Consider the following 24,448-nt stretch of genomic DNA (forward strand, 5'->3'; position numbering starts at 1 on the left):
GGCACGTGCCAAAGGCACGGCTTGCGGCGACGTTTTCATGATTTTCGCCAGCTGTCCGGAAGTCGGCGGAGTTCGGCCGGTGCCGGAGACGGCGCGTAGTCTGGGAGAACGCTCCGCAACCCCGCACTCCCCGCGGCCCGAGCAGCCCGACCAGACCGAACAGCCCGTGAGGTGACCGTGTCGCCGCGACGCAACCGCCCCCACAAGCCGGCGCACGCCCGGGACGACGACGAGCGCGAGCCCGGCGGCGGGTTCCAGGACACCGAGCCCTGGCAGGGCGAGGAGTGGATCGTGCGGCAGGTCGCCGGCGGCGCGAGCGGCAAGCACTACCGCTGCCCCGGCTGCGACCAGGAGATCCCGCCCGGCGTCGGCCACGTGGTGGCCTGGCGCGAGCACGGGGGAGTGGACGACCGGCGGCACTGGCACCGGGCGTGCTGGAACGCAAGGGACCGCCGCACCAGCAAGGTGCAGCGGTCCCGTAACGCTCCGCGCTACTGAGGCGCCTCAAAGGCGCCGGCGCCCGGTCGTTCCGGCGCCTCAGGCGTCCCGGCTCTTGAGCACCAGGAATCCGCCGAGCAGCGCCGCGACCACCCACGCGGCCATGATGAGGATGCCGCCCCACGGGCCGTACGGGGTGTGGTTGTCGGAGGTCTGCACGACCTCCATGATCTTCTGGCCGGCCCGGTCCGGGAAGTACTTGGCCACGTTCTTCACTTTCGGCACCGCCGACAGGATCGGCGAGACCAGGAAGAAGAACGGCATCAGGATGCCCAGGCCCAGCATCGGGCTGCGCAGCATCGCCGCGGCGCCCACGCAGAACAGCACCAGCAGCGTCATGTACAGCCCGGCGCCGAACACCGCACGGAAGACGTGGGTGTCGCCGATGTGGGCCTTGTGCGAGCCGAGCAGCGACTGGCCGAGGAAGAACGTGATGAAGCTGGTCGCCATGCCGACGACCAGCGCCAGCAGTCCGGCGACCGCGACCTTCGCGGTGTAGAACGACCCGCGCTGCGGCACCGCCGCCAGCGAGGTGCGGATCATGCCGGTGCTGTACTCGCTGGCGAACACCAGCACACCGAAGACGATCAGCGCCAGCTGGCCCAGCGTCATCCCGAAGAAGCTGGTGTTCGTCGGGTCGAAGGTGGCCCGGTCGCTGGGCGACATCGAGCTCCAGTTGTTGTTGAACACCAGGCAGATGACCGCGCCCAGCGCCGCGGTCACCAGGAAGGCCAGCGCCAGCGTCCACACCGTGGAGCGCACCGACCGGATCTTCGTCCACTCCGACTGCACGACGGCAGAGGGGCTCGCCATGTCAGCGCCCCTTCCCGGAGCCGGGGTTGCGCCACTGCGCGCCCCACTCCTGCGCCGGGGGCTGCCCGGGAGCCTGGCCCGCGGGCACGCCGTGCGGCAGCGCCCCCACCCCGGCAGGACCGGACCCCACCGGCCCCCCTGCGTGGTACTCCACCGACTCCGCGGTCAACTGCATGAACGCTTCCTCCAACGATGCCCGCTGCGGGCTCAGTTCGTGCAGCACCAGCTGGTGCTGCGCGGCCAGCGTGCCGAGGACGGCCGCATCCGTGTCCTGGATCTCGAACGCGCCGTCCGCGGTGGTCACCACGGTGTGGCCGGCCGCCGCCAGCACGTCCTTCAGCCGCTCCGGCTGCGGGGTGCGGATCCGCACGTAGGAGCGGGAGTTCTTCTCGATGAAGTCCGCCATCGAGGTGTCCGCCAGTAGCCGGCCGCGGCCGATCACGATCAGATGCTCGGCGGTCAGCGCCATCTCGCTCATCAGATGGCTGGAGACGAAGACCGTGCGGCCCTGCGCCGCCAGGCCCTTCATCAGGTTCCGGATCCAGTGGATGCCCTCGGGGTCGAGGCCGTTGACCGGCTCGTCGAACATCAGGATCTCCGGATCGCCCAGCAGCGCCGCCGCGATGCCCAGCCGCTGGCCCATGCCGAGCGAGAACCCCTTGGAGCGCTTCTTGGCCACCGCGGTCAGGCCGACCGTCTCCAGCACCTCGTCCACCCGGTGCCGAGGGATCCGGTTGGACTGCGCCAGGCACAGCAGGTGGTTGTAGGCGGTCCGGCCGCCGTGCACGTCCTTGGCGTCCAGCAGCGCGCCGATGTACTTCAAGGGCTCGCTGAGCTGCGCGTAGCGCTTGCCGTCGATCCGCACGTCACCGCTGGTCGGCGCGTCCAGGCCGAGCAGCATCCGCATGGTCGTCGACTTGCCGGCGCCGTTCGGCCCCAGGAAGCCCGTCACCACGCCGGGGCGCACGGTGAAGGTCAGATGGTCGACTGCGGTCTTGTCCCCGTACCGCTTGGTGAGCCCCTGCAACTCAATCATGGGGGCGAGGCTAGCAAGCATGGCGGAACCCCCGCCCGAGGAGGGACGGGGGTTCCGTGGAAATACGGGTGAAGAGCTACCGCCGCGCCGGTCGTGGTGCTCCGGCTGAGGTCAGCGGGACTGCTGCGCCGGGACGCCCCGCGACAGCGGCTCGTCGTCGGCGGGGGCGCCGGCCGCGGCGACCGCCGCACCGGTCAGCGTGGCCAGCATCTCGCGGACGTTGGTCAGCTGGGCGTTGATGCTGTCGCGGCGGTTGGTGAGCGCCGCCAGCTCGCGCTCGGACTCGCTGCGGATCCGGTCGGCCTTGGCGTTCGCGTCCGCGACGATGTCCTCGGACTGGCGCTGCGCGGTCTCCACCGTCTGGCGGGCCCGGCGCTCCGCGTCGGTGCGCAGCTTCTCGGCCTCCAGGCGCAGCTGCTCCGCGCGGTGCTCGATCTCCGCCAGCCGCTTCTCCGCCTTGGCCTGACGGGACGCCAGGTCGCGCTCGGACTGCTCGCGGCGCTTGGCCAGGTTGGTCTCGAAGTCCGCGGCGGCCTGGGCGGCCTTGGCGCGGGTCTCCTCGAACAGCGCGTCGGCCTCCTCACGCTTGGCCGCCGCGTCCTTCTGCGCGTCCGCGCGCAGCTGGGTGGCGTCACCCTTCGCCTTCTCGACGATCCGCGCGCCCTCGTCCTCCGCCTTGGCCTTGCGGTCGGACGCGAAGGTCTCCGCGTCGTTGCGCACCTGGTTGGCGGCCGACTCGGCCAGCTCACGGTGCTGCTCGGCGGCCCGGCGGGCCTCCTCGCGCAGGTCCTTCGCCTCCTCCTCGGCGAGGCGGAGGATCTTCTCCACACGCGCGCCGAGACCGGCGTAGGACGGCTCCGCGTCGTTCACCTGGGCCTGGGCGTTCTGGGTCTCGAGGTGCAGCTCCTCGATGCGCTTCTCCAGCGCGGTGATCCGGGTCAGGGCGCTGTCACGGTCGGCGACGAGCTTGGTGATGCGGTCGTCCACCTGTCCGCGGTCGTATCCGCGCCGCACGAGCTCGAAGCCGAAGGGGGAGGAAGTGTCGCTCATGGGGTTCCTGTCGATTCAGACCGGTGAGGTGATAGGGGGAATCCTATTGGCCTTTGCGGCGTGTCACCGAGCCATTGAGGATTCGGTATGGAGAATGTCCGCTCAATCGAGTGGAGCATCGTCGATACGCTTGCCACTCGTCCGAGCGGTGCCCGCGCCCGCGCCTGCGGCGACCGTACTCTTCGCCCCCCCGCCGCTGGGCGCCTCGAACGACTCCAGAGCTTCCAGGACGTCCTGGACGCGGGAGATCTCCGTGTTGATGTCCTCTCTGCGGCGCACCAACGTCTCCAGCTCTCGTCTGCCTTCCGCGACGATACGCTCGGCCTCGGCGCGTGCCTCCCCCGTGACCCGCTCCGCCTCGCGCTCGACGTCGGCCTTCTTCTGCTCGGCCTCCTTGAGCAGGCCCTCGACCTTCTTGACGGCGGCGATCCTGACCTTGCTCGCCTCCGACGTGGCCGTGGACTTGATCTCGGCGGCCTTCGCCTCCGCCTCGGCGAGCTGCTCGGTGGCCGCGGCCACCAGCTTGTCGACCCGCTCCCCGACGGACTTCATGGCCTCGGCGGCCTCCTTGCGGGCCCGCTCGTGCAGCTCCTCGACCTCGGCCTCCACGCGCCGCCGCAGCTCGTCGGTGCGCTCGCGGATCGCGGTCGCGTCGGACCGGGCCTCGGACAGCATGGTGTCGGCGTCGTTGCGGGACCGCTCGACGTAGCCGTTGCCCTCGGCGGTGGCCTCGCCGACGATCCGCTCGGCCTCCGCGCGGGCCGCGCCGACCATCGTGTCGGCCTGCTCCTCGGCGGCCGCCGCGGTCTTCACCGCCTCCGCCTGCGCCCCGCCGATCAGCTCGTCGGCCTGCTCCGCGGCCTCGCTTCGCCGCTTGTTGGCCGCCTCCCGCGCCTCGTCCAGGATGCGCTGCGAGTCGGCACGGGTCTGCTCGGCGTCCCGCTCGGCGGAGTCCAGCGCCTCGCGGGACATCGTGTCCAGCCGGGCCGCCTCCTCGCGGGCCTTGGTGACCAGCTGGTCGGCCTGCGACGCGGCGTCGCCGCGCATCCGGTTGGCGTCCTCGCGGGCCTCCGCGCGCAGCCGGTCCGACTCCTCGATCGCCTCGCTGACCGTGCGGTCGGCGAGCCGGCGGGCCTCCTCGGCCTCCTCCTGCGCCTCCCGGCGCAGACGTGAGGCGTCCTCAGAAGCCCGCTCCCGCTCGGAGTTGGCGTCGGCGTGCAGCCGGTCGGCCTCGCCCTGGGCGTCGGCGCGCAGCTGCTGCGCGGCGTGCTCGGCGGCAGCCCGCAGCCCGGCGATCTCCTCCTCGGCCTCCTGGTGCAGGTTCGCCACCGAGTCCCGCACCTGCTGCGCGGTGTTCTCGGCCGCACCCACCAGCTCGGTGGCCCGCTGCTCCGCCTCGGCCGCCAGCCGGTCGGCCTCCGCGGCCGCGTCCTCCACCCGCTTGCGGGCACCGGCCAGCAGCTCGTCGCTCTCCCGGCGGGCCTGCTCCCGCTCCTGCCCGGCCTCGGCCCTGGCCGACTCCAGCAGCTCCTCGGCCTCGCGCCGGCGGCGCGCCGCCTCCTCCTGGGCGGCGCCCAGCGCCTCCGCGGCCTCCACGCCGGTGCGCTCGGCCGCCGCCGCGGCCTCCGCCCGCAGCCGGTCCGCGGTCTGCTGGGCCTCGGCCCGCCGCTGCTCGGCCTCGGTGGTCGCGTCGGCCTGCAGCCGTACGGCCACCGCCTCGCCCTCGGCACGCGACTGCGCCGCGTCCGCGGCCGCCTCGTCGCGCAGCCGCATCGCCTCGGCCTCGGCCTGCTCCTGCAGGGCGCGGACCCGCTCGGCGGTCTCCTGCCGCAGCCGCTCGGCCTCCTCCGCGGCCTCGCCGCGGATCCGGTCCGACTCGTCGTTCGCCTCGCGCAGCGTCTGCTCCGCGGTGCCGACCCGGGTCTCGGCCTCCTCGCGCAGCCGGGCCAGGTCGGCCCCGGCCTCCTCGCGCATCCGGGCCACTATCGTCTCGCCCTCGGCGCGCTGCTCGGCGGCGGCCTGCTCGGCCTCCTCGCGCACCGCGGCGCCCTGCCGCTCCGCCTCGGCCCGCAGCTCCTCGGCCTCCGCACGGGCCGTGCGCAGCGCCTCCTCGGCCTTGACCTGCAGCGCGGAGGCCCGGTCCACCGACTCGGTGCGCATCCGGTCGGACTCGGTCGCGGCGTTCTGCCGCACCTCGTCGCCGTCCGCGGTGGCCTTGGCCAGCAGCTCCTCGGCCCTGCTCGCGGCCTCCTCGATCTGCTGCACGGCCTCGCGGCGGGCCTCGCCGCGGATCCGCTCGCCCTCGGCGACGGCGTCGGCCCGCAGCTGCTCGGCCTCGCCGCGCAGCCGCCGGGCCTCCTCCTGCAGCTCGACGGTCCTGGCGCGGTACTCCTTGGTGTCGTCCTGCGCGGCCCCGCGCAGCTCCTGCGCCGACTCCTCGGCCTCGGCCCGCAGCCGGTCGGCCTCCGTGTCGGCCTCGTGGCGGATCCGCTCGGCCTCCTCCGCGGCGGCCTTGGTCGTCGACTGGGCGTCCTGCGACGCCTTGGTGAGGATCTCCTCGGCCGACCTGGCGGCCTGCGCGAGCTGCGCGGCGGCGTCCTCGGTGGCCTTGGCCCGCGCGGTCTCCTGGGCCTCGGCGCGGATCCGCTCGGCCTGCGCCCGCGCGTCCGTGACGACCTGCTCGGCCTCCGCCTTGGCGGCGTCCGCCTCCTTGGTGGCCTCCCCGACCATGCGGGCGATCTCCGCGCGGGCGGTGCGGGTGCGCTGCTCGGTCTCCGTCTCGGTGGCGGCCAGGCGCTTCGCGGCGCCCGCCGCGGCCTCCTCGCGCAGCCGCTCGGACTCGGCCCGCGCGGTGCGCAGCGCCTCGTCGGCCTCGCGCAGCCGCTCCTCCGCCAGGCGGGACAGCTCGGCGGCCCGGGCGCGGGCCTCGTCCGACTCGCTGCGGCTGGAGGTGCGCAGCTGCTCGGCCTCGGTGGTGGCCTCGCTGGCCTGCGACGAGGCGGCGGTCAGCAGCCGCTCGGCGTCCGTCCTGGCCCGGCGCAGCAGCTGCTCGGCCTCGGTCCTGGCGGCCTGCGCCTCGGCGGTCAGCCGCTGGTTGGTCTGCTCGGCCGCCCGGGTGGCCTCGGCCTGCGCGGCGGCCACCGCGCGCTCGGACTCCGCCCGCGTCTCGTCCAGCAGCCGGCGGGCCTGCGACTCGCTGCGGGCCCGCAGCGACTCGGCCCAGGCGACGTTCTCGTTGACGTGGCTCTCGACGGTGCTGCGCCGCTCGGCCAGCTCCTCGTCCAGCTGGCGGCGGCGGGCGATCGCCTCGGCGTGCCACTCCGCCTCGAACCGGGACCGGTGCTCGGCCTGCTCCTGCAGCAGCCGCTGGGTCTGCGCCCGCGCCTCGCGCAGCTCGCGCTCGGCGTCCGCGCGCAGCTGGTCGGCCTGCAGCTGGGCGTTGCGCAGCAGCTGGTCGGCCTGATGGCCGAGGTTGTCGTAGGAAGGACGGGTCGCGAGGGCGCGGCGCGCCTCGTGCAGCTTGGCGCGCAGTACCTCGACCTGGTACCCGAGGTCGTCGGCATGGTCGACCGCCTTGCCCCGCTCGGTACGCAGCCGTTCCATCTCGGCTTCGAGCAGGGAGAGGTGGTCGTCAGCCCGGTAGCTGTCGTTGCCCCGCACTCCGCGGTCCCATCGGTCTCCTGGTGTGCTCACCCGCCCACCGGGTGAGATTCTCCGTCACTCCGTCGGCGGGACGGAGTTGTACGAGGAATGGTGTCAGATCAACATCGGGGAGCGGGAGACCGCTGCCGGCAGCCCGCCCCTCGGACCCGGCCACTCTACCGGCCGTGGAGGGGGTTGGGTCAGTGGTCCTCGGAGGCCGAGGCGGAGGTCACGATCTCGGTGAGCACTCCGTGACAGTCCTTGGGGTGCAGGAACGTGATGCGCGAGCCCATGGAACCGGACCTCGGGGCGTCGTACAGGACCCGGACGCCCTTGTCCCTGATCGCCTCGGAGTCGGCGTCCACGTCCGCGGTGCCGAACGCGATGTGGTGCACGCCCTCGCCGTTCTTGGCCAGCCACTTCCCGACGGCCGAGTCCTCCCGGGTGGGCTCCAGCAGCTGCAGGTAGGAGGAGCCGCCGTCGGAGGTGCCGTTGATCCTGAGCATGGCCTCGCGGACGCCCTGCTCCTCGTTGACCTCCGTGTGGGCCACCTCGAAGCCGTACGTGGCCCGGTAGAAGGCGACGGTGGCATCGAGGTCGAAGCAGGCGATGCCGATGTGGTCGATGCGGGTCAGCATGCACACAGTGCACCCCATGAACATGTGGTCACGCAACGTGCGCGCCATCACACGCTGGGCCCGGTGACCGTTGCGTCCCGGCGTCAGTACATTGATGGTAACCCTCGTTAACATCCTCTCTTCGCTCGAAGGGGCCGCACCATGACCAGCCAGGCAGCACGCACGTCCGTGATCGTCGCCGGCGCCCGCACGCCGATGGGCCGCCTCCTCGGCGGTCTGCGCAGCTTCTCCGGCGCGGACCTCGGCGGTTTCGCGATCAAGGCCGCCCTCGACCGGGCCGGCATCGCCGGCGACCAGGTGCAGTACGTGATCATGGGCCAGGTGCTGCAGGCCGGCGCCGGCCAGATCCCCGCACGGCAGGCCGCGGTCAAGGCCGGTATCCCGATGAGCGTCCCCTCGCTCACGGTCAACAAGGTGTGCCTGTCGGGTCTGGACGCCATCGCGCTGGCCGACCAGCTGATCAGGGCCGGCGAGTTCGACATCGTGGTGGCCGGCGGCCAGGAGTCCATGACCAACGCGCCGCACCTGCTGCCCAAGGCCCGCGAGGGCCACAAGTACGGCGCCATCGAGATGCTGGACGCGATGGCCAACGACGGCCTCACCGACCCCTTCGAGCACATCGCGATGGGCGAGTCCACCGAGAAGCACAACACCCGGCTGGGCATCGAGCGCGCCCCGCAGGACGAGTTCGGCGCGCTGTCCCACCAGCGGGCCGCCGCGGCCCAGAAGAAGGGCCTGTTCGAGGCGGAGATCGTCCCGGTCGAGATCCCGCAGCGCAAGGGCGAGCCGGTGGTGGTCCGCGAGGACGAGGGCATCCGCCCGGAGACCACCGCCGAGGGCCTGGGCCGGCTGCGGCCGGCGTTCCCCGACGCGTCCGGCGCCGGCACCATCACCGCGGGCACCGCCTCGCAGATCTCCGACGGCGCCGCCGCCGTCGTGGTGATGAGCCGGGCCAAGGCCGAGGAGCTGGGCCTGGACTGGATCGCCGAGATCGGCGCGCACGGCAACGTGGCCGGCCCCGACAACTCGCTGCAGTCCCAGCCGTCCCACGCGATCCGGCACGCCCTGGACAAGGCCGGGCTGGCCGTGGACGACCTGGACCTGATCGAGATCAACGAGGCGTTCGCCGCGGTCGCCGTCCAGTCGATGAAGGACCTGGGCGTCACCGCCGACAAGGTGAACGTCAACGGCGGGGCCATCGCGCTGGGCCACCCCATCGGCATGTCGGGCGCCCGTATCGTGCTGCACCTGGCACTGGAACTCCAGCGTCGCGGCGGCGGCACCGGAGCGGCCGCCCTCTGCGGCGGCGGCGGACAGGGCGACGCCCTGATCGTCCACGTGCCCGGCAAGTAAGGGCTTGCAAGTAAGGGCTTGGGGGAGAACCGGGCCGGACGGAAACGGAGTATCACTTCGATGGTGGACGTCGACACGCTGGTTCGCGAAGCGCGGGCGGGGAGGCCGCGGGCGGTGGCCCGGCTGATCTCCCTGGTCGAGGGGGCCTCCCCGCAACTGCGGGAGGTGATGGCCGCGCTCGCGCCGCTGACCGGCGGGGCGTACGTGGTCGGCCTCACGGGTTCTCCCGGCGTCGGCAAGTCCACCTCGACCTCGGCCCTGGTCACCGCCTTCCGCAAGGCGGGGCGCAGGGTCGGGGTGCTGGCCGTCGACCCCTCCTCGCCGTTCTCCGGCGGCGCCCTGCTCGGCGACCGGGTCCGGATGTCCGAGCACGCCTCGGACCCGGGCGTCTACATCCGCTCGATGGCCACCCGCGGCCACCTCGGCGGCCTGGCCTGGGCCGCCCCGCAGGCCATCCGGGTGCTGGACGCCGCGGGCTGCGAGGTGATCCTCGTGGAGACCGTCGGCGTCGGTCAGTCCGAGGTCGAGATCGCCGCGCAGGCCGACACCTCGGTGGTGCTGCTGGCCCCCGGCATGGGCGACGGCATCCAGGCGGCCAAGGCCGGGATCCTGGAGATCGGCGACATCTACGTGGTGAACAAGGCGGACCGCGACGGCGCGGACGCCACCGCCCGCGAGCTGAACCACATGCTGGGCCTGGGGGAGTCCCGGGCCCCGGGCGACTGGCGGCCCCCCATCGTCAAGACCGTCGCCGCCCGCGGCGAGGGCATCGACGAGGTCGTCGAGGCGCTGGAGAAGCACCGCGCCTGGATGGAGGCCGGCGGGGAGCTCGCCGCACGCCGGGCCCGGCGTGCGGCCGGCGAGATCGAGACCATCGCGCTGACCGCGCTGCGCGCCCGCATCGGGGACGTGCACGGCGACCAGCACCTGTCATCGCTGGCCGCCAAGGTCACCGAGGGCGTGCTGGACCCGTACGCGGCGGCGGACGAGCTGATCGCGGAACTCACCCGCGGCTGACCCCCGCCCGGCGGACGGGCGCGCCACAGCGCCCGCGCTCCGGCCCGGCTCTGCCGCGCCGGACGGTGCGGCCCGTCAGACCCGGCTGCGCTCCTCGCGCAGGTGCTGGGCCACCGGCAGCATCGCCTGGTGGTACGACGCGAGGTCCTCGGGGGAGATCAGGCCGATGAAGTGGGCGCGCACGGAGGCGACATGGCGCGGGGCGACCTCGCGCATCGTCTCCCAGCCCTGCTCGGTGAGGACCGCGTACAGCCCGCGCCGGTCCTCCTCGCAGTTCTCCCGGCGGACCAGCCCGGCCGCCTCCATGCGGGTGATCTGGTGCGAGAGGCGGCTCTTGGACTGCAGTGTCGAGCGCGCCAGGTCGCTCATCCGCATGCGGCGCTCGTCCGCCTCGGAGAGGTTGACCAGGATCTCGTAGTCGTTGTTGGTCAGTCCGAACGGCTGAAGGTCGCGTTCGAGCTGGTACATCAGCAGGCGGCTGACGTCGAGGTGGACGCGCCAGGCTCGCTGCTCGTCCTCGCTGAGCCAGGTCGCGGCGCGCTCGGCGGTGTCGGTCTCCATGAGGGAATCCTACCGGCGGTTGAATCACGGATGATCGCCAGGGTAGCCGAACGGTCACCGTGAGAAACGATGCTGGGGTGCGTATGGTTACGCATCGGGTCAGGTCCACCACCCGGGCGGGTGCGGCCAGGGCAAGATTTGGTCCGGACCAGACCCGCAACGGACCCGGCCCGGCCGGCTAGCTCCGGTTCGCGCCTGCGCCCGCGCCCGGAACACCCGGGCCCGCCTGTCCCGGCACGCCCCCGGTGTCCTTGGCGGCCAGCAGCGTCTCGGTGGACTGCAGCAGCACCTGGCCGGCGCCGGTGAACTCGAACTGGTGCTCCTCGCCCGAGGCCCCGCCGATGCCGGTCAGCCCCCGGATCCCGCCGAGCACGCCGCGCATGTACGCGTGGTCGAAGTGGTGGCACGGCGACGGGCAGTCCGCCCAGCCGACGAGCGCCTGCGGGTCCACCCGGACCGGCGGCTCCACGAAGTGCACTGCGCCGTTGGAGGCGGCCACGAACGTGCCGGTGCCGATGAGCGTCAGGAAGCCGGGGATGATCGACTGCTTGAGGGCCAGGCCCGGCTGGAAGGCCAGCAGGTTGCCCGACCGGATGGTCAGGTTGCCCTCGTCCAGGTCGTAGGAGTTGATGTCGTACGACCGGTCGGCGAGCAGCATCTTGCCGCGGCCCTGCGCCACCACCCAGTCGGCGGCGTGCATCGGCGAGTGGAAGTTGGCGGCGACCAGCCGGTCCAGCGGGCCGTGGCCGATGCCGTGGAAGTCGACCTGCCCGTAGTAGGCGATCATCTTCCCCTTCTGGAGGAACCACTGGCCGTCCAACTCCACGCTGAACGCGTACGGGTTGACGTTGTCGTTCGACGGCAGCGAGTAGGGGTCGTACACGACGGGCCCGCCCGCCCCCTGCATGGGCATGCTCACGGTTTCTCCCTGTTCGCTTCTCCGCCTGCTCGGCGCAGCGGTCGGGCCATCGTCGTCGTCTGCGGTCCGGCGGCCTCGCATGCGTCGCTCACGGTTTCTCCTCCGACGCCTGGACGTAGACCATGCCCTGGCCCGACAGCTCCAGCTGGAAGGCCTCGCCCGAGCCGCGGCCCACCATTTCGCGCCAACCCAGCGCCGCCGTCAGCTTGTTGCGGACGTCGCCGCGGTGCGCCACGTACGCCTGGGGGTCGACGTGCACCGGGCGCTGCGGGGTGATCGGCAGCTCGATGACCCCGCCGTGCGCCATCACCGCGACCGAGCCCTTGCCCTGCAGCGTGGTGGTGAACAGGCCCTGGCCGGTGGCCTGTCCGCGGATCACGCCCATCACGCCGCCCTGCGAGCCCATGAACATCGTGCCCTGCTGCAGCGAGCCGTCGAACGCCAGCAGCCGGTCGGCCTCGACGTAGAGCGTCTCGCCCGTCAGGTCCACGGTGTGGATGTGGTGGCCGCCGTGGCCGAACATCACCGAGCCGCTGCCCTCCACCGTCATCAGCGGCGTCGCCTCGTTGGCCAGCCGGCGGCCGATCATCGACATCACGCCGCCCTGCCCGCCGGTGATGTTCGGCGTGAACGTCACCTGCCCCCGGTAGGCGAGCATCGCGCCGCGCTGGCTGAACAGCCGCTGCCCGGGCACGATCTGCGCCTCGACCATCTTCGAGTTGATCCGGGTGAACCCCATCAGAGCTGCCCCCCGATGGTGTCGCGCTCGCTCGGCTGCACGTACACCAGGCCCTCGCCCTCGAACCGGATCTGGAAGCTCTCGCCGGAGCCCTCACCGATCAGGGTGCGCCAGCCCACCGCGGACTGGAGCTGCTGCCGCAACTGCCCGGTGTGCGCGACGTACGCGCCGGGGTCGACGGTCAGCGGGTAGGCGGCCGAGACCCGCAGCACGATCGCCGGGCCGTCGGACATGATCGCCGCCTGGCCGCTGCCCTCCACGGTCGTGGTGAACAGGCCGTTGCCCTGGGAGGCGCCGCGCAGCCCGGTGAAGGTCGTGCCGGTGCGCAGCGACGGCTCGGTGGCCAGCAGGTTGCTCGCCTCCACGTACAGCTTCTCGCCGGTCAGGCGCACCAGGTTGACCTCGGTGGCGCGGTCGGCGAAGTAGCAGGTGCCCTGGCCCTTGACCTCCATCACCGCCATGGCCTCGCCGGTGATCCGCCGGGTCACCAGGCCGCGCAGGCCCTCGCCGCCGCCGGTCATCTTCTTGAACGTCATCTCGCCGTCGTAGGCGACCATCGCGCCGTTCTTCGCCTTGACGGCGTCGCCCGCGAGGTCGACGGCGAGCACCCGCGAGCCGTGCAGCCGGAACGTCGCCATGGTCAGAGCTGGTCCGCCGGGCGCTGCCGCACCGGCAGCGGCTCCTTGGCCGGCGCCGTGCCGGCGTGCACCGGCTCGCCGGCCGCCTGCTCGACCTCCAGCAGCGACTCGCCGCGCCGCTCGGCCTCGAACGCCGCATGGCCGCCGCGCAGCCCGAACAGCCGCTTGCCGATGAGGATGTAGAGGACGGCGACGACGTTCAGCGCCAGCGTGCCGATCTTGAAGTAGCTGATCTTCTCGGTCAGCTCGTAGATCTCGATGGGCAGGAAGGCCGCGGTGGCCACCACCGCCAGGTACTCCGCCCAGCGCTTGCCGAACCACAGGCCGACGCCCTCGACCACCTCGATCAGCGCGTACACGCCCAGTCCCGCGGCCGCCTTCTGCAGCGTGGACTTCTTGTAGTCGAAGGTCTTCTGGATGGTGTCGACGACCGGCGAGTGGTCCAGGTCGTAACCGAAGTGGCGGGCCACCGGGCGGAAGACGGTCAGGTCGGTGTCGAACAGCCGGCGCACGGAGTCCTGGGAGTTGCTGAACCTCCACACCGCCCACGCGGCGAGGATCACCAGCAGCCCGCGCAGCACCCGCTCGACGGCCAGGAAGCGCAGGATGAACAGGTCCCGCAGCGCCCGCCCCCGCGGCACCAGCGGCGCCCGGTCGGCCGGGCCGGAGCCGTGGGGCTCGCCGAGCGCGAAGTCCCCGCAGCGCAGGCAGCGCCACACGGTGCCCACCGCCGTGCTCGCGTGCAGCTTCTCCTTCAGGCGCGGCTCGTCCGGCGCGTAGGTGATGTGGCCCTTGCGCGCGCAGTGCCGGCGATCCCAGTCGATGCTCATCGGTGTTGGCGATCCCTGTGAGTGGTGGGTGGACGGACGCTACGTGCAAGGGGACGCTACCGTCCGGCGCGCGGTTGCCGACCCCCGGTACGGGCCATCGATACGGTCCGGTGATAATGGAGGACGAGCTTGTGATCACGTTCACAAGACGTGACGGCAAGCCACCGAGACGATCTCGCCCCGCTGCGTCCCGCAGCGCGCCCGACAGATGAGGTTCCCGTGGACCTGAAGACCGCCGCCGCCCTGCGCCGGCTCCGCCTGGTGTCCGCCCCGGAGGCGGTGTCCTTCCTCCTGCTGCTCGTCTGCTCGGTGCTCAAGCGCACCACGGACTTCAACGCCGTCCCGGTGATGGGCATGATCCACGGCGTCCTGTTCATCCTCTACGTGATCTTCTGGCTGGACGCCTGGAACCGCACCCGCTGGCCGCTGGGCCGCGGCGCCCTGTACGGCGTGCTGTCCGTGCTGCCCACCGGCGGCTTCTTCGCCGAGCGCAAGCTGTCCCGCGAGTGCGAGGCCGCGGTGGCCGCCGCCCGCGAGGCCGACGCGGACGCCGGGGTGAGCGCGGCATGATCGTCGCCTTCTCGGTCACCCCGCTCGGCGTCGGGGAGGACGTGGGCGAGTACGTCGCGGACGCGGTGCGGGTGGTGCGCGACTCCGGTCTGCCCCACCGCACGGACGCGATGTTCACCTCGCTGGAAGGCGAGTGGGACGAGGTGATGGACGTGGTGAAGCGGGCCGTCGCGGCCGTCGAGGCGCGCGCACCGCGGGTGTCGCTGGTGCTCAAGGCCGACATCCGGCCGGGCGTCACGGACGGGCTCACCTCCAAGGTCGAGACCGTCGAGCGCTACCTGGCGCCGTAAGGGCTGCCGCAGGGCTCCCCCCGGGGCCTGGTGGAGGCGCTGCGCGCCGCGCCGGGCGACCCGGTGGCGTCCGCCCTCAGACGAGCCCGCCGGTGGCCATCGCGATCCCCAGCGGCGTGCGTTCGTACAGCACCTGGTGCCCGTAGCGGCGCGACGCCAGCAGGCCGGCGTCGCGCAGCACCGCCAGATGCGCGGAGACCGACGACATCGCCATCGCGTGCCGGTGGGCGAGCGCGGTCGTGGTCGTGGGCGCGTCCAGGCCGGACAGGATCGCGGCGCGGTTGGCGCCCAGCAGCCGGACCAGCGCCGTCGAGGCGGTCGGCCCCGACTCCTCCCACAGCCCGCCGATGCCGCGCGCCGGGTACACCACGGTCGGCTGCCACGGCGGGTCGAAGGGGCTGCCCGCCTCCGGCCAGAAGAAGACGCTGGGCACGAGCACCAGACCGGGGCCCGCGCCCGAGCCGTCCGGCCCCGCGTCCGCGCGCCCGCCGTCGAGCCCGGGCGGCTCCGGCTGGGCCGGCGGGCCGGTGGTGATCAGCGTCCCGTCCACCCAGCTCAGCTGCGGGTGCAGCCCGGTGAACAGCCGCTGCATGCCGCCGTCGGCCAGCCGCCGCGCGTGGTACGCCACGTCGGCCTCCAGCACCGCGCGCAGCCGCGGCCAGTGCGGGGCCAGCAGCGCCGCCCACACATGCTCGTACAGCCCCGCCAGCTGCCGTACGGTGCCGGCCGGGTCGGCGAGCATGGCCCGCCCCCGGCGGCTGCGGTCGGCGCCCGGGGTCCGCGCCAGCGCGGCGGCGATCTGGAGACGCGCCTCGTCGGGGTCGACGGCGCGCACCGCGGCCAGCTCGTCCTCCAGCGCCGCCAGCGGCACCTCGGCGGTCGGGTGCAGGAAGTCCGGGCCGTACCCGCCCTCTGGCACCAGCAGCCGCAGCGGCGCGAGATCGAGCCCGGCCGCGATGGTCCGGGCCTGGCGCAACCAGGGCAGGTGGTAGCCGTGCCGGTCCGGGCGTGACAGGGTACGGACGGCTCCCTGAGTCTCCCGCAGCGGCGAGATCGCGAAACGGCAGCGCAGCAGATCCTCTGCCGCAAACCGCATGCGAAACGACATCACGACCCCCAAGATTCGGCTGGGGCCGAAAGACTACGACGGGTGGGGCCAATGCCACCAGTGTGATGTCATGACAACGGACAGCGAACACCCGCCACACGGCGGAAACCCTCCTTCGCCGGCCGGTCCAGACGACGTCTCCACCACCCCCGGGGACGAGGAGAACGCGGGCAGCAAGTACAGCGCGGTGTTCGCGGTCGCCGAGTTCCGGCCGCTGTTCGCCGCCCATGTGCTCTCCGTTCTCGGCTATGTGTTCTCCCAGGTGGCCATGGCCGTCCTGGTCTTCGACCGGACCGGCTCGTCGTTCCTGACCGCCCTGGTCTTCGCGCTGTCCTTCCTGCCGTACGCGCTCAGCGGTGTCCTGCTGTCCGGGATCGCCGACCGCTACCCGGCCCGCCGCGTGCTGGTCAGCTGCGACCTGCTGTCCGCCGCGTGCGTCGTCGTCATCGTGCTGCCCGGCACCCCGCTGGCCGTGCTCTTCGTGCTCGTCGCCGTGCAGGCGATGATCGCGCCGCTGTTCACCGGCACCCGGGCCGCCAGCCTGGCCGACATCCTGCAGGGCGACGTCTTCATCCTCGGGCGCTCGCTGATCAGGATCGTCTCCCAGACCGCCCAGATCGCCGGCTACGGCCTCGGCGGCCTGGTGCTGGTGTGGCTGACGCCCCGCCACGCGCTGATCGTCACCATCGGCACCTTCCTCAGCTCGGCGCTGCTGCTGCGCTTCGGCACCAGGGACCGGCCGGCCCGGGTGACCGGCGGCGGCGCCATGATGCGCCAGTCGCTGGCCTCCAGCGGCCGGCTGCTGGCCCACCCGCGGATCCGCGCGCTGCTGCTGATGTGGTGGATCCCGCCGATGTTCTTCGTCGTCGCCGAGGGCGTCGCCGCGCCCTACGCGGACGCCGCCGGCGCCGGGTCCGCCGGGTTCGGCTTCTTCCTGGCCGCCATGCCCGCGGGGACGGTGGTCAGCGAGATGCTCGCCGGCACCCTCCTCGGCCCCGCCGCCCGCGAGCGGATCGCCCTGCCGCTGGCCGCGGTCAGCCTGCTGCCGATGGTGGCCTTCGCGGTGCACCCGGGGCTGCCGCTGGGCATCGTGCTGCTGCTGCTCACCGGGCTGTGCGCGGCCTACACCCTCGGCATGGACAAGTGGTTCGTGCAGGAGGTGCCCGAGGACATGCGCGGGCGCGCCATGTCCCTGCTGGGCGCCGGCATCATGACGCTGCAGGGCCTGGGCATGACCATCGGCGGCCTGCTCGCCGAGTGGACGCCGCCGTACGCGGTGATCTGCGGCGCGGGCGCGCTGGGCACGCTGGCCCTGCTGCCGGTGCTGCGCACGGTCCGCAGGACGCGGCTGCCCGCCCCGCGCCCGGCGGCCGCCACCGCGGACGCGGCCGGCGGCGTCACCGGGAACGGGGTCAGCGGCGCGTGAGGTGAACGGCCCGCGGGGCGCGCTGTGACCGCGGCCCGCACGGCCGGCTGACGGGACCGCCCTCCCCGGGCCGGGACGGGACCGACCACCGGCGGGGCCGGGACGGGAACGGGGTCAGCGGCGCGTGAGGTAGGCGTGCATGGCCCGGTGCAGGGCCTTGTTGACCGCGCCCTGCAGCGGCAGCTCCCACTCGCCGACGGTCTCCACCGCCTCGCCGCCGGTGCCCAGCTTCCAGCGCAGCAGCCCGTGCGCCCGGGACGCGGGGTCCATGTCGTCCGGCACCCCGCGCATGTCGTAGACCGCGGCGCCCGACGCCTGCGCGTCGCACAGCATCCGCCACTGCAGGGCGTTGCTCGGCCGCACCTCGCGGCGGTGGTCGGCGGACGCGCCGGTCTGGTACCAGACGCGCTGCCCGTCGGGAGCCGTGATCAGGGTGTGGGCGGCCAGCAGCTCGCCGGCGTGCCGCGCGGTGTACAGCCGCATCGCGCCCGGCCGTTCGGCGTTCAGCGCCGCGTACTGCCGCTGGTAGTACTCCAGACCGCGGCCGAGGTCGAAGCCGTCGCGCCGCTCGGTGATCCGCAGCAGCTCGTGGAACGCCGGCAGCGTCTCCGGCCCCTCGGTGCCGGTCCACACCCCCGCCCTGGCGGCCTTCTTCACGTTGCGCCGCCACTCCTGGTTCAGCCCGGTCCACAGGTCGTCCAGGCTCCGGCCGGCCAGCGGCACCTCGAAGACCAGCCGCGGCTGCGCGTCGCCGCCCTGGCCGTCCTCGCCGCAGCGCCGCCAGCCGGCGTCCCGCAGCCGGTCCGCGACGGCCGCGCCGAGTGGCTCCACCAGGTCCGGCAGCACGTCGCCGATCCGCTGCCCCGGCCCGGTCGCGGCCTTCAGCGTGCGGGCCGTCCACCGCCGGTACGCCAGCGGCGGCCCCATCCGCACCGCGAACGCGCCCGTGCCGCGCAGGTGGTCCAGCAGCGGCTCCAGGGTGCGGTCCAGCCGCGGGTCCGCCCAGTCCAGGCACGGGCCCTCCGGCAGGTACGCGAACGACCGCCGCACGCCCGGCAGCTGGCGGTACAGCACCAGCGCCGTGCCCACCAGCCGCCGCTGACCGTCGAACCAGCCCAGGTGCTCCGCGTCCCAGCCCTCCTTCACCCGCGCCCAGGCCGGCGTCTGGAGGAAGCTCACCGGGCACGGCCGCGCGGCGGCTTGGAAGGCGCCGCTCTGGAAGGCCGCGTGCACCTCGGGCGGGATCGGCATCAGGCGCGGGGAGCCGCCCGGCACGGCGGCGGGCGCGTCCGCGGGGCGCCGGGGCGCGGTCGCCTCGGCGCCCGTTCGGGCCGCGAGCGGATCCGCGGGGCGCCGGGCCGCGGGCAGTTCGGCGGGGAGCGGCGCAGGCGGTCGGGCGGGCCCGCGGCCCGTGGGCTGGTGGGTGGTCATCGTCAAGGCGTCGCCTCCGCGCTGCCGGGCGGTCCCGGGACGGTCCGCTCACCTGTGTCACGCCTGTGCGGCCCCGCAGGTGACAGAGAGGTTCGCGACAGGCCGCCCGGCTGTTCCCCGGCCCGCGGCGCAGGGCAGACTTGCGCGGCAGCGCACCGCGGACCGGCGGACGGGCCCGGCGCCGCGCCGGCCCGGCATGGGCGGCGCCGCCCGGCCGGGGGCGCGGGAGCCAGGGGAGGGCGTCGGGGTGGGTTCGGCAGTGCAGACCACGGGACGGGGGCGGCGGGCCCACGCCAGGCCGCCCTCGCTGCGGCGCAGCGGCGGCCTGATGGTGGCCGGCTCCCTCGTGTCGCGGGCCACCGGCTTCGTCCGGCTGTCCGTGATCACCGCCGCCGTCGGCACCGCGGCGGGCGGTGACGCCTACGGGGTCGCCAACACCGTGCCCAACATCATCTACGCGCTGATGATCGGCGGCGCCCTGCAGTCCGTGTTCGTGCCCGAACTCGTCCGGGCGGCCAAGGAGCACGCGGACGGCGGGCGGGCCTACACCGACCGGCTGCTCACCCTGTGCACGGTCGCGCTGCTGGGCATCACCGTCCTCGCCGTCCTGGCCGCGCCCCTGCTGGTGAGCGCCTACGCGCCCGACTTCAGCGGCGGGCAGCGCAGCCTGACCGTCGCGCTCGCCCGGTACTGCCTGCCGCAGATCCTCTTCTACGGCCTGTTCACGCTGCTCGGCCAGGTGCTCGGCGCCCGCGAGCGGTTCGGCGCGATGATGTGGTCGCCGGTGCTCAACAACCTGGTCGTCATCGGGGTGTTCGGCCTGTACCTGGCCACCGCGCACGGCGGGATCTCGCACCGCGACGCGCTGCTGCTCGGTGCCGGCAGCACCGCGGGGATCGCCGTGCAGGCCCTCGGCCTGCTGCCCGCGCTGCGCGCCGCCCGCTTCCGGTGGCGGCCACGGTTCGACTGGCGCGGCTGGGGGCTCACCGCGCCGCTGCGGGCCGGCGTGTGGACGCTCGCGCTCGTCCTGGTCAACCAGATCGCGTACTGGGTGGTCACCCGGCTGTCCACGTCCGCCGGCCACCAGGCGCTGGCCGCGGGCCACCGGGCGGGCGTCGGCTACGCGGCCTACAGCAACGCGTACAGCCTGTGGGTGGTGCCGCAGGGCATCGTCACGGTGTCGCTGGTCACCGCGATGCTGCCGCGGATGAGCCGGGCCGCGGCCGACGGGGACCACGCGGCGATCGGCGAGGACCTGTCGCGCGGGCTGCGGCTGTCCGGCACGGCGATCGTGCCGGCCGTGCTCGCGTTCCTCGTCCTCGGGCCGCAGATCACCGGAGTGGTCTTCCAGCACGGGGCGACCAGCGAGGCGGATGCGGCCGCGATCGCCGGGATGCTGGCGGCTTTCGCGCTGGGGCTGCCCGGGTTCGCGGGCCAGTACCTGCTGGCCCGCGGCTTCTACGCGCTGTCCGACACGCGCACGCCGTTCTATCTGAACGTGGTCATCGCCGCGGTCAACGCGGGGCTGGCGGCGGCCAGTTACGCGTTGCTGCCGTCGCGGTGGGCGGTGACGGGGATGGCCGCGGGGTACGCGGTGGCGTGCACGGTGGGGCTTGCCTGCACGACTTTTCTGCTGCGGCGGAGGTTGGGGTGGCGGCCGCGGGTGCTGGGGCACCATGTGCGGCTGGTGGTCGCGTTCGCACCTGGTGCCGTGCTGGCGGCGGTGGCGGCGCATGTTCTCGGGGCTCGCTTCGGGACTGGGCTGGCCGGTGATTTTGTGGGGCTTGTCGGGGGTGGGGTTCTGCTTGTACTCCCCGCTCTCGTACTGGCTCGGCCCCTCTCGCTGCGCTGAGCCCGCCCTTTCCCTGGCTTCCCGCCTGCCGTGGCATCGCTGCCCGCGCCCCCTTGCGGGGTCCGGGCTGCCCCCGGGTCTGCTCTGCCGCCTGCCGCGCCGTCTCGGCTGGTCGCGCAGTTCCTCGCGCCCCTGGCGGTGCACCTTCGGTGGGTGGGGTCGGGGCCGCCACGGGAGTGTCTCCTCGGAACTGTGCGTGCGGCTCCCTCCGCGAAGTGGGCCGGGTGTGTGCACAGTTCCTGCGGGGACACTCCCGCACCGTCCCCTCCCGGGCCGGCCCCCGTCTGCGGGAGGAATGGGGACGGGGGTCGCCCATGGGGGCGCGGGGTCCCCCAGCGCTTCGCCTGGGAGGTGCCCCCAGCGTGACCAGCCACCCACGCACGGCTCACCCGGCAACGCGGGCCCGGGGGCACCCCGGCTGCCCGCCCCGGAGGGGCGATGCTCCAGGGGCGCGGGGAACTCCGCGCCCAGCCATGCACGCACGTCGCAGACGGCAAAGGACCTGCGGGGGCTGCCCGGATGCCGTCAGGGGCGCGGGGAACTGCGCGAGCAGCCACGACGAGTCCGACAGACGGCCGCGACGCCGAGGGGGGGACCCCAGACCCCGCAGGGGCGCGGGGAACTGCGCGACCAGCCACCCACGCACCGCGCACCCGGCAACGCGGGCCCGGGGGCACCCCGGACCCCCGCCCCCGGAGGGGCGATGCTCCAGGAGCGCGGGGAACTCCGCGCCCAGCCATGCACGCACGTCGCAGACGGCAAAGGACCTGCGGGGGCTGCCCGGATGCCGTCAGGGGCGCGGGGAACTGCGCGAGCAGCCACGACGGGAGCGGCGGACGGCCGCGTGCAGCGCGAGGTACCCCGGAATCCGGGGGCGCGGGGAACTGCGCGAGCAGCCACGACGGTGCGGCAGGCGGCAACGGAGGCCCGGGTTCGTCAGGGCTTCGCCCGGGAGGCGATCCTGGTGCGGCCAGGCAGAAAAGCACGTCGCAGACGGCGGAGCGGAGAATTTTTCGGGGCGAGGTGTCACCTGGAGTGGGGGTCGGGCGTGGAGAGGGGTGGGAGGGACGTGAACAGATGACCGCACACCCGGCCGGCGAGGCGACCCGCCGACGAACGGCCGACTTCGACGAGTTCTACGCGGCGACCGCCAAACGGATGGTCGCCGTCGTGTACGCCGTCACCGGCGACCTGGGCGAGGCCGAGGACGCCGTCCAGGAAGCGTATGCCCGGGCCTGGCAGCGCTGGGCACGGCTGACGGAGGAGGGCGACCCCACCCCGTGGGTGCGCACGGTCGCCCTGCGCCTGGCCGTGAGCACCTGGCGCAAGGCCCGCAACCGGATGCGCGCGCACTTCCGGCACGGCCCGCCGCCGGACGCCCCGGCGCTCGCGCCCGACCGGGTCGCCCTGGTCGAGGCGCTGCGCGCGCTGGGCGACGACCAGCGCACGGCCGTCGTCATGCACCACCTCCTGGACCTGCCGGTCGAGGAGATCGCCCGCGAGACCGGCGTGTCCAGCGCCGCCGTCCGCACCCGGCTCAGCCGCGGCCGCAAGGCGCTCGGGGCCCGGCTGCAGGACGCCGACGACGACACCGGAGAACCCGCCGGACCCACCGGCGGGGCCGGGACCGCCGGCGGAACCGGTCGGTCGGGTCCGCCGTCCGCCACCACCGCGTCCCGGATCGCCGCCCCCCACCACCCCGCCCGCCCCGCGCGGCGCCGCACCGAGGAGGTGCCCCTCCATGGCTGACGAGTTCGGCCCGACGACACCGGCCGAACCCGACCCGATCGACGAGCGGCTGCGGCAACTGGCCCGCGACACCGAGCCGTTGGTCATCCTGGCCGGGCCGGCCGCCGCCCGCGGCCGCGGGGAGCGCCGCACCGCGCGCCGCCGTACCGCCGCGGTGGGCGCGGTCGCCGCGCTCGCGCTGGGCATCGGATCGTGGCAGCTGCTGCCGCGTCTCGGCGGCGACGGCTCCGGGGCCCTCCCCGCCGCCACCGTCCCCGCCCCGACGTCCGGCGTGGCGCCCGCCGCCCGGCTGCAGGCCGAACTGCTGCCGCCCAGCGCGCTGCCGATGTACCCCAAGCTCCAGTGGGAGGCCGTGCCCGACCCGCTGGCCGCCGCCAAGTACCCGGAGACATGCCCGGTCTCGGGCCTGCGCCGCGGGTCGCTGGCCGAGGCCGGCCGGGTCTACCGCGCGGTGGACGGGACGATCGCCCACTACCACCTGTACGCCATGCCGTCCGACGCGGCGGCCCGGGATCAGTGGAACACGCTGGACGTGCTGATCAAGGCCAAGTGCGGCTGGGCCGAAGGCATCGGCTCGAGCAGCGCACCCGACCGTGGCAACCCCTGGACCGGCTCGGAGTACCGCGGCCTGCACAGCACCGTGATGCTGGAGCGCCGGGGCACGTACATCGCCCTCCTCGACCTCTCCTCCGCGGAAGGCAAGGGCACCGACGGTCTCTTCGCCGCCGACCCCTGGCCGGGCGCGTGCATCAACGGGTCCCTCGGCCGGCTGGCCGCAGCTGACGCCCCCACCGGAAGTGCCCTGGCGGGCGGTTCGCCGTCCGCCCCCGCCGCCCCGACAGGGGGCAGCGCCTCCGGGGCGGGCGCCGACACGGCCGCGGACCCGTCCGCGGGCAAGGCCGGGCTGCCCGACCCGAACGCCACGAACCATTGCTGACGTGCCCACCGACAAGGAACCCGCACCCGTGTCCCAGATACGCATCCTCCGTTCCCGCGGGCTCGCCCTGCCCGCCGTCCTGCTGGCCGTCGTCCTGGGCGCCGCCGCGTGCGGCGGCCACGACGGCGGTACGAGCGACGACCGCGGCGGCGCCCCCGGGAAGGGCGCGTCCGCCGCGCCGGCCGGCGCCCGCGTCAACGTCACCCCGGCCGCCCACCGCACCGGCGTCGCCCCGGGCGCCCCGGTCACCGTGGCGGTCACCGGCGGGACGCTGGCGGCCGTGACCGTCACGCCCGACGGCCCGGCCTCCGACGGCGTGTCCCCGGTCGCGGTGACCGGCGCGCTGGACCAGGCCCGGCACACCTGGACCTCCGACCGCACCATGACGCCGGGGACCTCGTACACGGTGAAGGTCACCGCGGCCGACGCCGCGGGCCACCGGACGCAGACCACCAGCACCTTCGCCACCGCCGCCGCGGCCCGGGTCAACGGCGTCACCCCGACGCCGCTGAACCACGCGGTGGTCGGCGTGGGCCTGCCCGTCTCGCTGGCCTTCGACAAGCCGGTGGTCGACCGGGCCGCCGTCGAGCGGGCGCTGCGCATCACCACCAGCCCTCCGGTGCAGGGGAGTTGGGGTTGGCTGACCGATCCCACCACCGGCATCCAGCGGGTCGACTGGCGTCCGGACAACTACTGGAAGCCGGGCACGACCGTGACCCTGACCGCCAGGCTCAGCGGCATCGACACCGGCGGCGGCCGCTACCTGCGCCGCGACATCCACGACACCTTCCGCATCGGCACCGCCCGGATCTCGTACGCCGACCTGCGCGCGCACACCCTGCGGGTCACCGAGAACGGCCGCACGGTGAAGACGTTCAAGATCTCCGCCGGCCGGCCCGCCTACCCGACCTGGAACGGGCGGATGGTCGTGATGGAGAAGCAGTCCACGGTCCGGATGACCTCGGCGTCGGTGGCGATCGCCACCTCCAAGGACTCCGCGGACTTCTACGACGAGGACGTCAAGGACGCGGTGCGGATCACCACTTCGGGCACTTTCGTGCACGCGGCCCCCTGGAACGCGGCCGTGATGGGGGTCAGCAACGCCAGCCACGGCTGCATCGGCATGGACACCGCGGACGCCCGCTGGTTCTTCGACCGCGCCACCCGCGGCGACCTGGTGATCACCTCGGGTTCCACCCGGGCGACGGTCGACAAGGGCAACGGCTACGGGGAGTGGAACCTCAGCGTCGACCAGTGGCGTGCGCTGAGCGCGCTCGGATGACCGCGGTGAGAACCGGGTCCGACCAATAGCTGGACATCGGTGCCCAGTATGTGACCGACGGGTAGGCTC

At 73.8% G+C, this 24,448-nt stretch carries 22 protein-coding genes; 10 read left to right on the forward strand and 12 right to left on the reverse strand.

Annotation, left to right across the window (positions count from 1 at the left end; translation table 11 throughout):
• Positions 1-177 precede the first annotated feature (177 nt).
• Positions 178-498, forward strand: coding sequence for an ATP/GTP-binding protein (locus ACH4TG_RS11055; RefSeq protein WP_398241890.1), 321 nt, complete (start codon positions 178-180; stop codon positions 496-498).
• A 39-nt stretch (positions 499-537) separates the two neighbouring features.
• Here the strand turns inward: ACH4TG_RS11055 and ACH4TG_RS11060 are convergent, their stop codons facing one another.
• From ACH4TG_RS11060 to mce, 5 genes are all read right to left on the reverse strand, one after another.
• Positions 538-1,311 carry an ABC transporter permease gene (locus ACH4TG_RS11060; protein WP_398241891.1) on the reverse strand — a complete coding sequence of 258 codons (774 nt, stop codon included), beginning with the start codon at positions 1,309-1,311 and terminating at the stop codon, positions 538-540.
• A 1-nt stretch (position 1,312) separates the two neighbouring features.
• Positions 1,313-2,347, reverse strand: coding sequence for an ABC transporter ATP-binding protein (locus ACH4TG_RS11065; RefSeq protein WP_398241892.1), 1,035 nt, complete (start codon positions 2,345-2,347; stop codon positions 1,313-1,315).
• Between the two features lie 111 nt (positions 2,348-2,458).
• Positions 2,459-3,397 (reverse strand): cellulose-binding protein, encoded by a 939-nt coding sequence (locus ACH4TG_RS11070; protein WP_398241893.1) that lies wholly within the window; start codon positions 3,395-3,397, stop codon positions 2,459-2,461.
• 102 nt (positions 3,398-3,499) lie between these two features.
• Entirely contained in the window at positions 3,500-7,090 is a 3,591-nt protein-coding gene (scy, locus tag ACH4TG_RS11075) for a polarized growth protein Scy (RefSeq protein WP_398241894.1), read from the reverse strand.
• A 149-nt stretch (positions 7,091-7,239) separates the two neighbouring features.
• A complete protein-coding gene (mce, locus tag ACH4TG_RS11080; RefSeq protein ID WP_398241895.1) occupies positions 7,240-7,677 on the reverse strand; it encodes a methylmalonyl-CoA epimerase in 438 nt (145 codons plus the stop codon).
• Positions 7,678-7,818: 141 nt separating this feature from the next.
• Between mce and ACH4TG_RS11085 the strand changes: the two genes are divergently transcribed.
• Positions 7,819-9,030 (forward strand): acetyl-CoA C-acetyltransferase, encoded by a 1,212-nt coding sequence (locus ACH4TG_RS11085; RefSeq protein ID WP_398241896.1) that lies wholly within the window; start codon positions 7,819-7,821, stop codon positions 9,028-9,030.
• Between the two features lie 60 nt (positions 9,031-9,090).
• The gene (gene meaB / locus ACH4TG_RS11090; protein ID WP_398241897.1) at positions 9,091-10,047 is read left to right on the forward strand and encodes a methylmalonyl Co-A mutase-associated GTPase MeaB; all 957 of its coding nucleotides are present in this window, start codon (positions 9,091-9,093) and stop codon (positions 10,045-10,047) included.
• Between the two features lie 75 nt (positions 10,048-10,122).
• Here meaB and ACH4TG_RS11095 read toward each other — a convergent pair whose 3' ends face one another.
• The 5 genes from ACH4TG_RS11095 to ACH4TG_RS11115 all read right to left on the reverse strand — a co-directional run bounded on the left by ACH4TG_RS11095 (position 10,123) and on the right by ACH4TG_RS11115 (position 13,734).
• Positions 10,123-10,608, reverse strand: coding sequence for a MarR family winged helix-turn-helix transcriptional regulator (locus ACH4TG_RS11095; protein ID WP_398241898.1), 486 nt, complete (start codon positions 10,606-10,608; stop codon positions 10,123-10,125).
• Positions 10,609-10,786: 178 nt separating this feature from the next.
• Positions 10,787-11,521, reverse strand: a complete 735-nt coding sequence (locus ACH4TG_RS11100; RefSeq protein ID WP_398242127.1) for an AIM24 family protein — start codon at positions 11,519-11,521, stop codon at positions 10,787-10,789.
• Positions 11,522-11,615: 94 nt separating this feature from the next.
• Positions 11,616-12,266 (reverse strand): AIM24 family protein, encoded by a 651-nt coding sequence (locus ACH4TG_RS11105; RefSeq protein ID WP_398241899.1) that lies wholly within the window; start codon positions 12,264-12,266, stop codon positions 11,616-11,618.
• Positions 12,266-12,904, reverse strand: coding sequence for an AIM24 family protein (locus tag ACH4TG_RS11110; RefSeq protein WP_398241900.1), 639 nt, complete (start codon positions 12,902-12,904; stop codon positions 12,266-12,268). The genes ACH4TG_RS11105 and ACH4TG_RS11110 overlap by 1 nt, the downstream gene beginning before the upstream one ends.
• A 2-nt stretch (positions 12,905-12,906) precedes the next feature.
• Positions 12,907-13,734, reverse strand: coding sequence for a DUF2127 domain-containing protein (locus tag ACH4TG_RS11115; RefSeq protein ID WP_398241901.1), 828 nt, complete (start codon positions 13,732-13,734; stop codon positions 12,907-12,909).
• 219 nt (positions 13,735-13,953) lie between these two features.
• Between ACH4TG_RS11115 and ACH4TG_RS11120 the strand changes: the two genes are divergently transcribed.
• Both ACH4TG_RS11120 and ACH4TG_RS11125 read left to right on the forward strand, forming a co-directional pair.
• Positions 13,954-14,304 carry a DUF3817 domain-containing protein gene (locus ACH4TG_RS11120; RefSeq protein WP_398241902.1) on the forward strand — a complete coding sequence of 117 codons (351 nt, stop codon included), beginning with the start codon at positions 13,954-13,956 and terminating at the stop codon, positions 14,302-14,304.
• Positions 14,301-14,594: an MTH1187 family thiamine-binding protein gene (locus ACH4TG_RS11125; RefSeq protein ID WP_398241903.1), complete on the forward strand. Its 294-nt coding sequence runs from the start codon at positions 14,301-14,303 to the stop codon at positions 14,592-14,594. The genes ACH4TG_RS11120 and ACH4TG_RS11125 overlap by 4 nt, the downstream gene beginning before the upstream one ends.
• A gap of 76 nt (positions 14,595-14,670) precedes the next feature.
• Here ACH4TG_RS11125 and ACH4TG_RS11130 read toward each other — a convergent pair whose 3' ends face one another.
• Positions 14,671-15,702 (reverse strand): DUF5937 family protein, encoded by a 1,032-nt coding sequence (locus ACH4TG_RS11130; RefSeq protein ID WP_398242128.1) that lies wholly within the window; start codon positions 15,700-15,702, stop codon positions 14,671-14,673.
• Positions 15,703-15,772: 70 nt separating this feature from the next.
• Between ACH4TG_RS11130 and ACH4TG_RS11135 the strand changes: the two genes are divergently transcribed.
• The gene (locus tag ACH4TG_RS11135) at positions 15,773-17,128 is read left to right on the forward strand and encodes an MFS transporter (RefSeq protein ID WP_398241904.1); all 1,356 of its coding nucleotides are present in this window, start codon (positions 15,773-15,775) and stop codon (positions 17,126-17,128) included.
• 114 nt (positions 17,129-17,242) lie between these two features.
• On the opposite strand, the gene ACH4TG_RS11140 is transcribed toward ACH4TG_RS11135, so the two are convergent.
• A complete protein-coding gene (locus ACH4TG_RS11140) occupies positions 17,243-18,379 on the reverse strand; it encodes a lipid II:glycine glycyltransferase FemX (RefSeq protein WP_398242129.1) in 1,137 nt (378 codons plus the stop codon).
• 508 nt (positions 18,380-18,887) lie between these two features.
• Between ACH4TG_RS11140 and murJ the strand changes: the two genes are divergently transcribed.
• The 4 genes from murJ to ACH4TG_RS11160 all read left to right on the forward strand — a co-directional run bounded on the left by murJ (position 18,888) and on the right by ACH4TG_RS11160 (position 24,379).
• Positions 18,888-20,411 carry a murein biosynthesis integral membrane protein MurJ gene (gene murJ, locus ACH4TG_RS11145; RefSeq protein ID WP_398242130.1) on the forward strand — a complete coding sequence of 508 codons (1,524 nt, stop codon included), beginning with the start codon at positions 18,888-18,890 and terminating at the stop codon, positions 20,409-20,411.
• A 1,077-nt stretch (positions 20,412-21,488) separates the two neighbouring features.
• Positions 21,489-22,160: a SigE family RNA polymerase sigma factor gene (locus tag ACH4TG_RS11150; protein WP_398241905.1), complete on the forward strand. Its 672-nt coding sequence runs from the start codon at positions 21,489-21,491 to the stop codon at positions 22,158-22,160.
• On the forward strand, positions 22,153-23,097 hold the full coding sequence (locus ACH4TG_RS11155) for a hypothetical protein (protein WP_398241906.1): 945 nt from the start codon (positions 22,153-22,155) through the stop codon (positions 23,095-23,097). The genes ACH4TG_RS11150 and ACH4TG_RS11155 overlap by 8 nt, the downstream gene beginning before the upstream one ends.
• A gap of 28 nt (positions 23,098-23,125) precedes the next feature.
• The gene (locus ACH4TG_RS11160; RefSeq protein ID WP_398241907.1) at positions 23,126-24,379 is read left to right on the forward strand and encodes an Ig-like domain-containing protein; all 1,254 of its coding nucleotides are present in this window, start codon (positions 23,126-23,128) and stop codon (positions 24,377-24,379) included.
• The last annotated feature ends 69 nt before the right edge of the window (positions 24,380-24,448 follow it).

The sequence above is a fragment of the Streptomyces sp. NPDC020917 genome (genome assembly GCF_044333795.1).
GTDB lineage: Bacteria > Actinomycetota > Actinomycetes > Streptomycetales > Streptomycetaceae > Actinacidiphila.

What these genes read in the sequence shown, in the direction of transcription:
- ACH4TG_RS11060 (WP_398241891.1), bottom strand. Translation starts at nt 1,311, where the DNA reads ATGGCGAGCCCCTCTGCCGTCGTGCAGTCGGAGTGGACGAAGATCCGG.
- ACH4TG_RS11065 (WP_398241892.1), bottom strand. Translation starts at nt 2,347, where the DNA reads ATGATTGAGTTGCAGGGGCTCACCAAGCGGTACGGGGACAAGACCGCA.
- ACH4TG_RS11070 (WP_398241893.1), bottom strand. Translation starts at nt 3,397, where the DNA reads ATGAGCGACACTTCCTCCCCCTTCGGCTTCGAGCTCGTGCGGCGCGGA.
- mce (WP_398241895.1), bottom strand. Translation starts at nt 7,677, where the DNA reads ATGCTGACCCGCATCGACCACATCGGCATCGCCTGCTTCGACCTCGAT.
- ACH4TG_RS11085 (WP_398241896.1), top strand. Translation starts at nt 7,819, where the DNA reads ATGACCAGCCAGGCAGCACGCACGTCCGTGATCGTCGCCGGCGCCCGC.
- meaB (WP_398241897.1), top strand. Translation starts at nt 9,091, where the DNA reads ATGGTGGACGTCGACACGCTGGTTCGCGAAGCGCGGGCGGGGAGGCCG.
- ACH4TG_RS11095 (WP_398241898.1), bottom strand. Translation starts at nt 10,608, where the DNA reads ATGGAGACCGACACCGCCGAGCGCGCCGCGACCTGGCTCAGCGAGGAC.
- ACH4TG_RS11100 (WP_398242127.1), bottom strand. Translation starts at nt 11,521, where the DNA reads ATGCCCATGCAGGGGGCGGGCGGGCCCGTCGTGTACGACCCCTACTCG.
- ACH4TG_RS11105 (WP_398241899.1), bottom strand. Translation starts at nt 12,266, where the DNA reads ATGGGGTTCACCCGGATCAACTCGAAGATGGTCGAGGCGCAGATCGTG.
- ACH4TG_RS11110 (WP_398241900.1), bottom strand. Translation starts at nt 12,904, where the DNA reads ATGGCGACGTTCCGGCTGCACGGCTCGCGGGTGCTCGCCGTCGACCTC.
- ACH4TG_RS11115 (WP_398241901.1), bottom strand. Translation starts at nt 13,734, where the DNA reads ATGAGCATCGACTGGGATCGCCGGCACTGCGCGCGCAAGGGCCACATC.
- ACH4TG_RS11125 (WP_398241903.1), top strand. Translation starts at nt 14,301, where the DNA reads ATGATCGTCGCCTTCTCGGTCACCCCGCTCGGCGTCGGGGAGGACGTG.
- ACH4TG_RS11130 (WP_398242128.1), bottom strand. Translation starts at nt 15,702, where the DNA reads ATGTCGTTTCGCATGCGGTTTGCGGCAGAGGATCTGCTGCGCTGCCGT.
- ACH4TG_RS11135 (WP_398241904.1), top strand. Translation starts at nt 15,773, where the DNA reads ATGACAACGGACAGCGAACACCCGCCACACGGCGGAAACCCTCCTTCG.
- ACH4TG_RS11140 (WP_398242129.1), bottom strand. Translation starts at nt 18,379, where the DNA reads ATGCCGATCCCGCCCGAGGTGCACGCGGCCTTCCAGAGCGGCGCCTTC.
- murJ (WP_398242130.1), top strand. Translation starts at nt 18,888, where the DNA reads ATGGTGGCCGGCTCCCTCGTGTCGCGGGCCACCGGCTTCGTCCGGCTG.
- ACH4TG_RS11150 (WP_398241905.1), top strand. Translation starts at nt 21,489, where the DNA reads ATGACCGCACACCCGGCCGGCGAGGCGACCCGCCGACGAACGGCCGAC.
- ACH4TG_RS11155 (WP_398241906.1), top strand. Translation starts at nt 22,153, where the DNA reads ATGGCTGACGAGTTCGGCCCGACGACACCGGCCGAACCCGACCCGATC.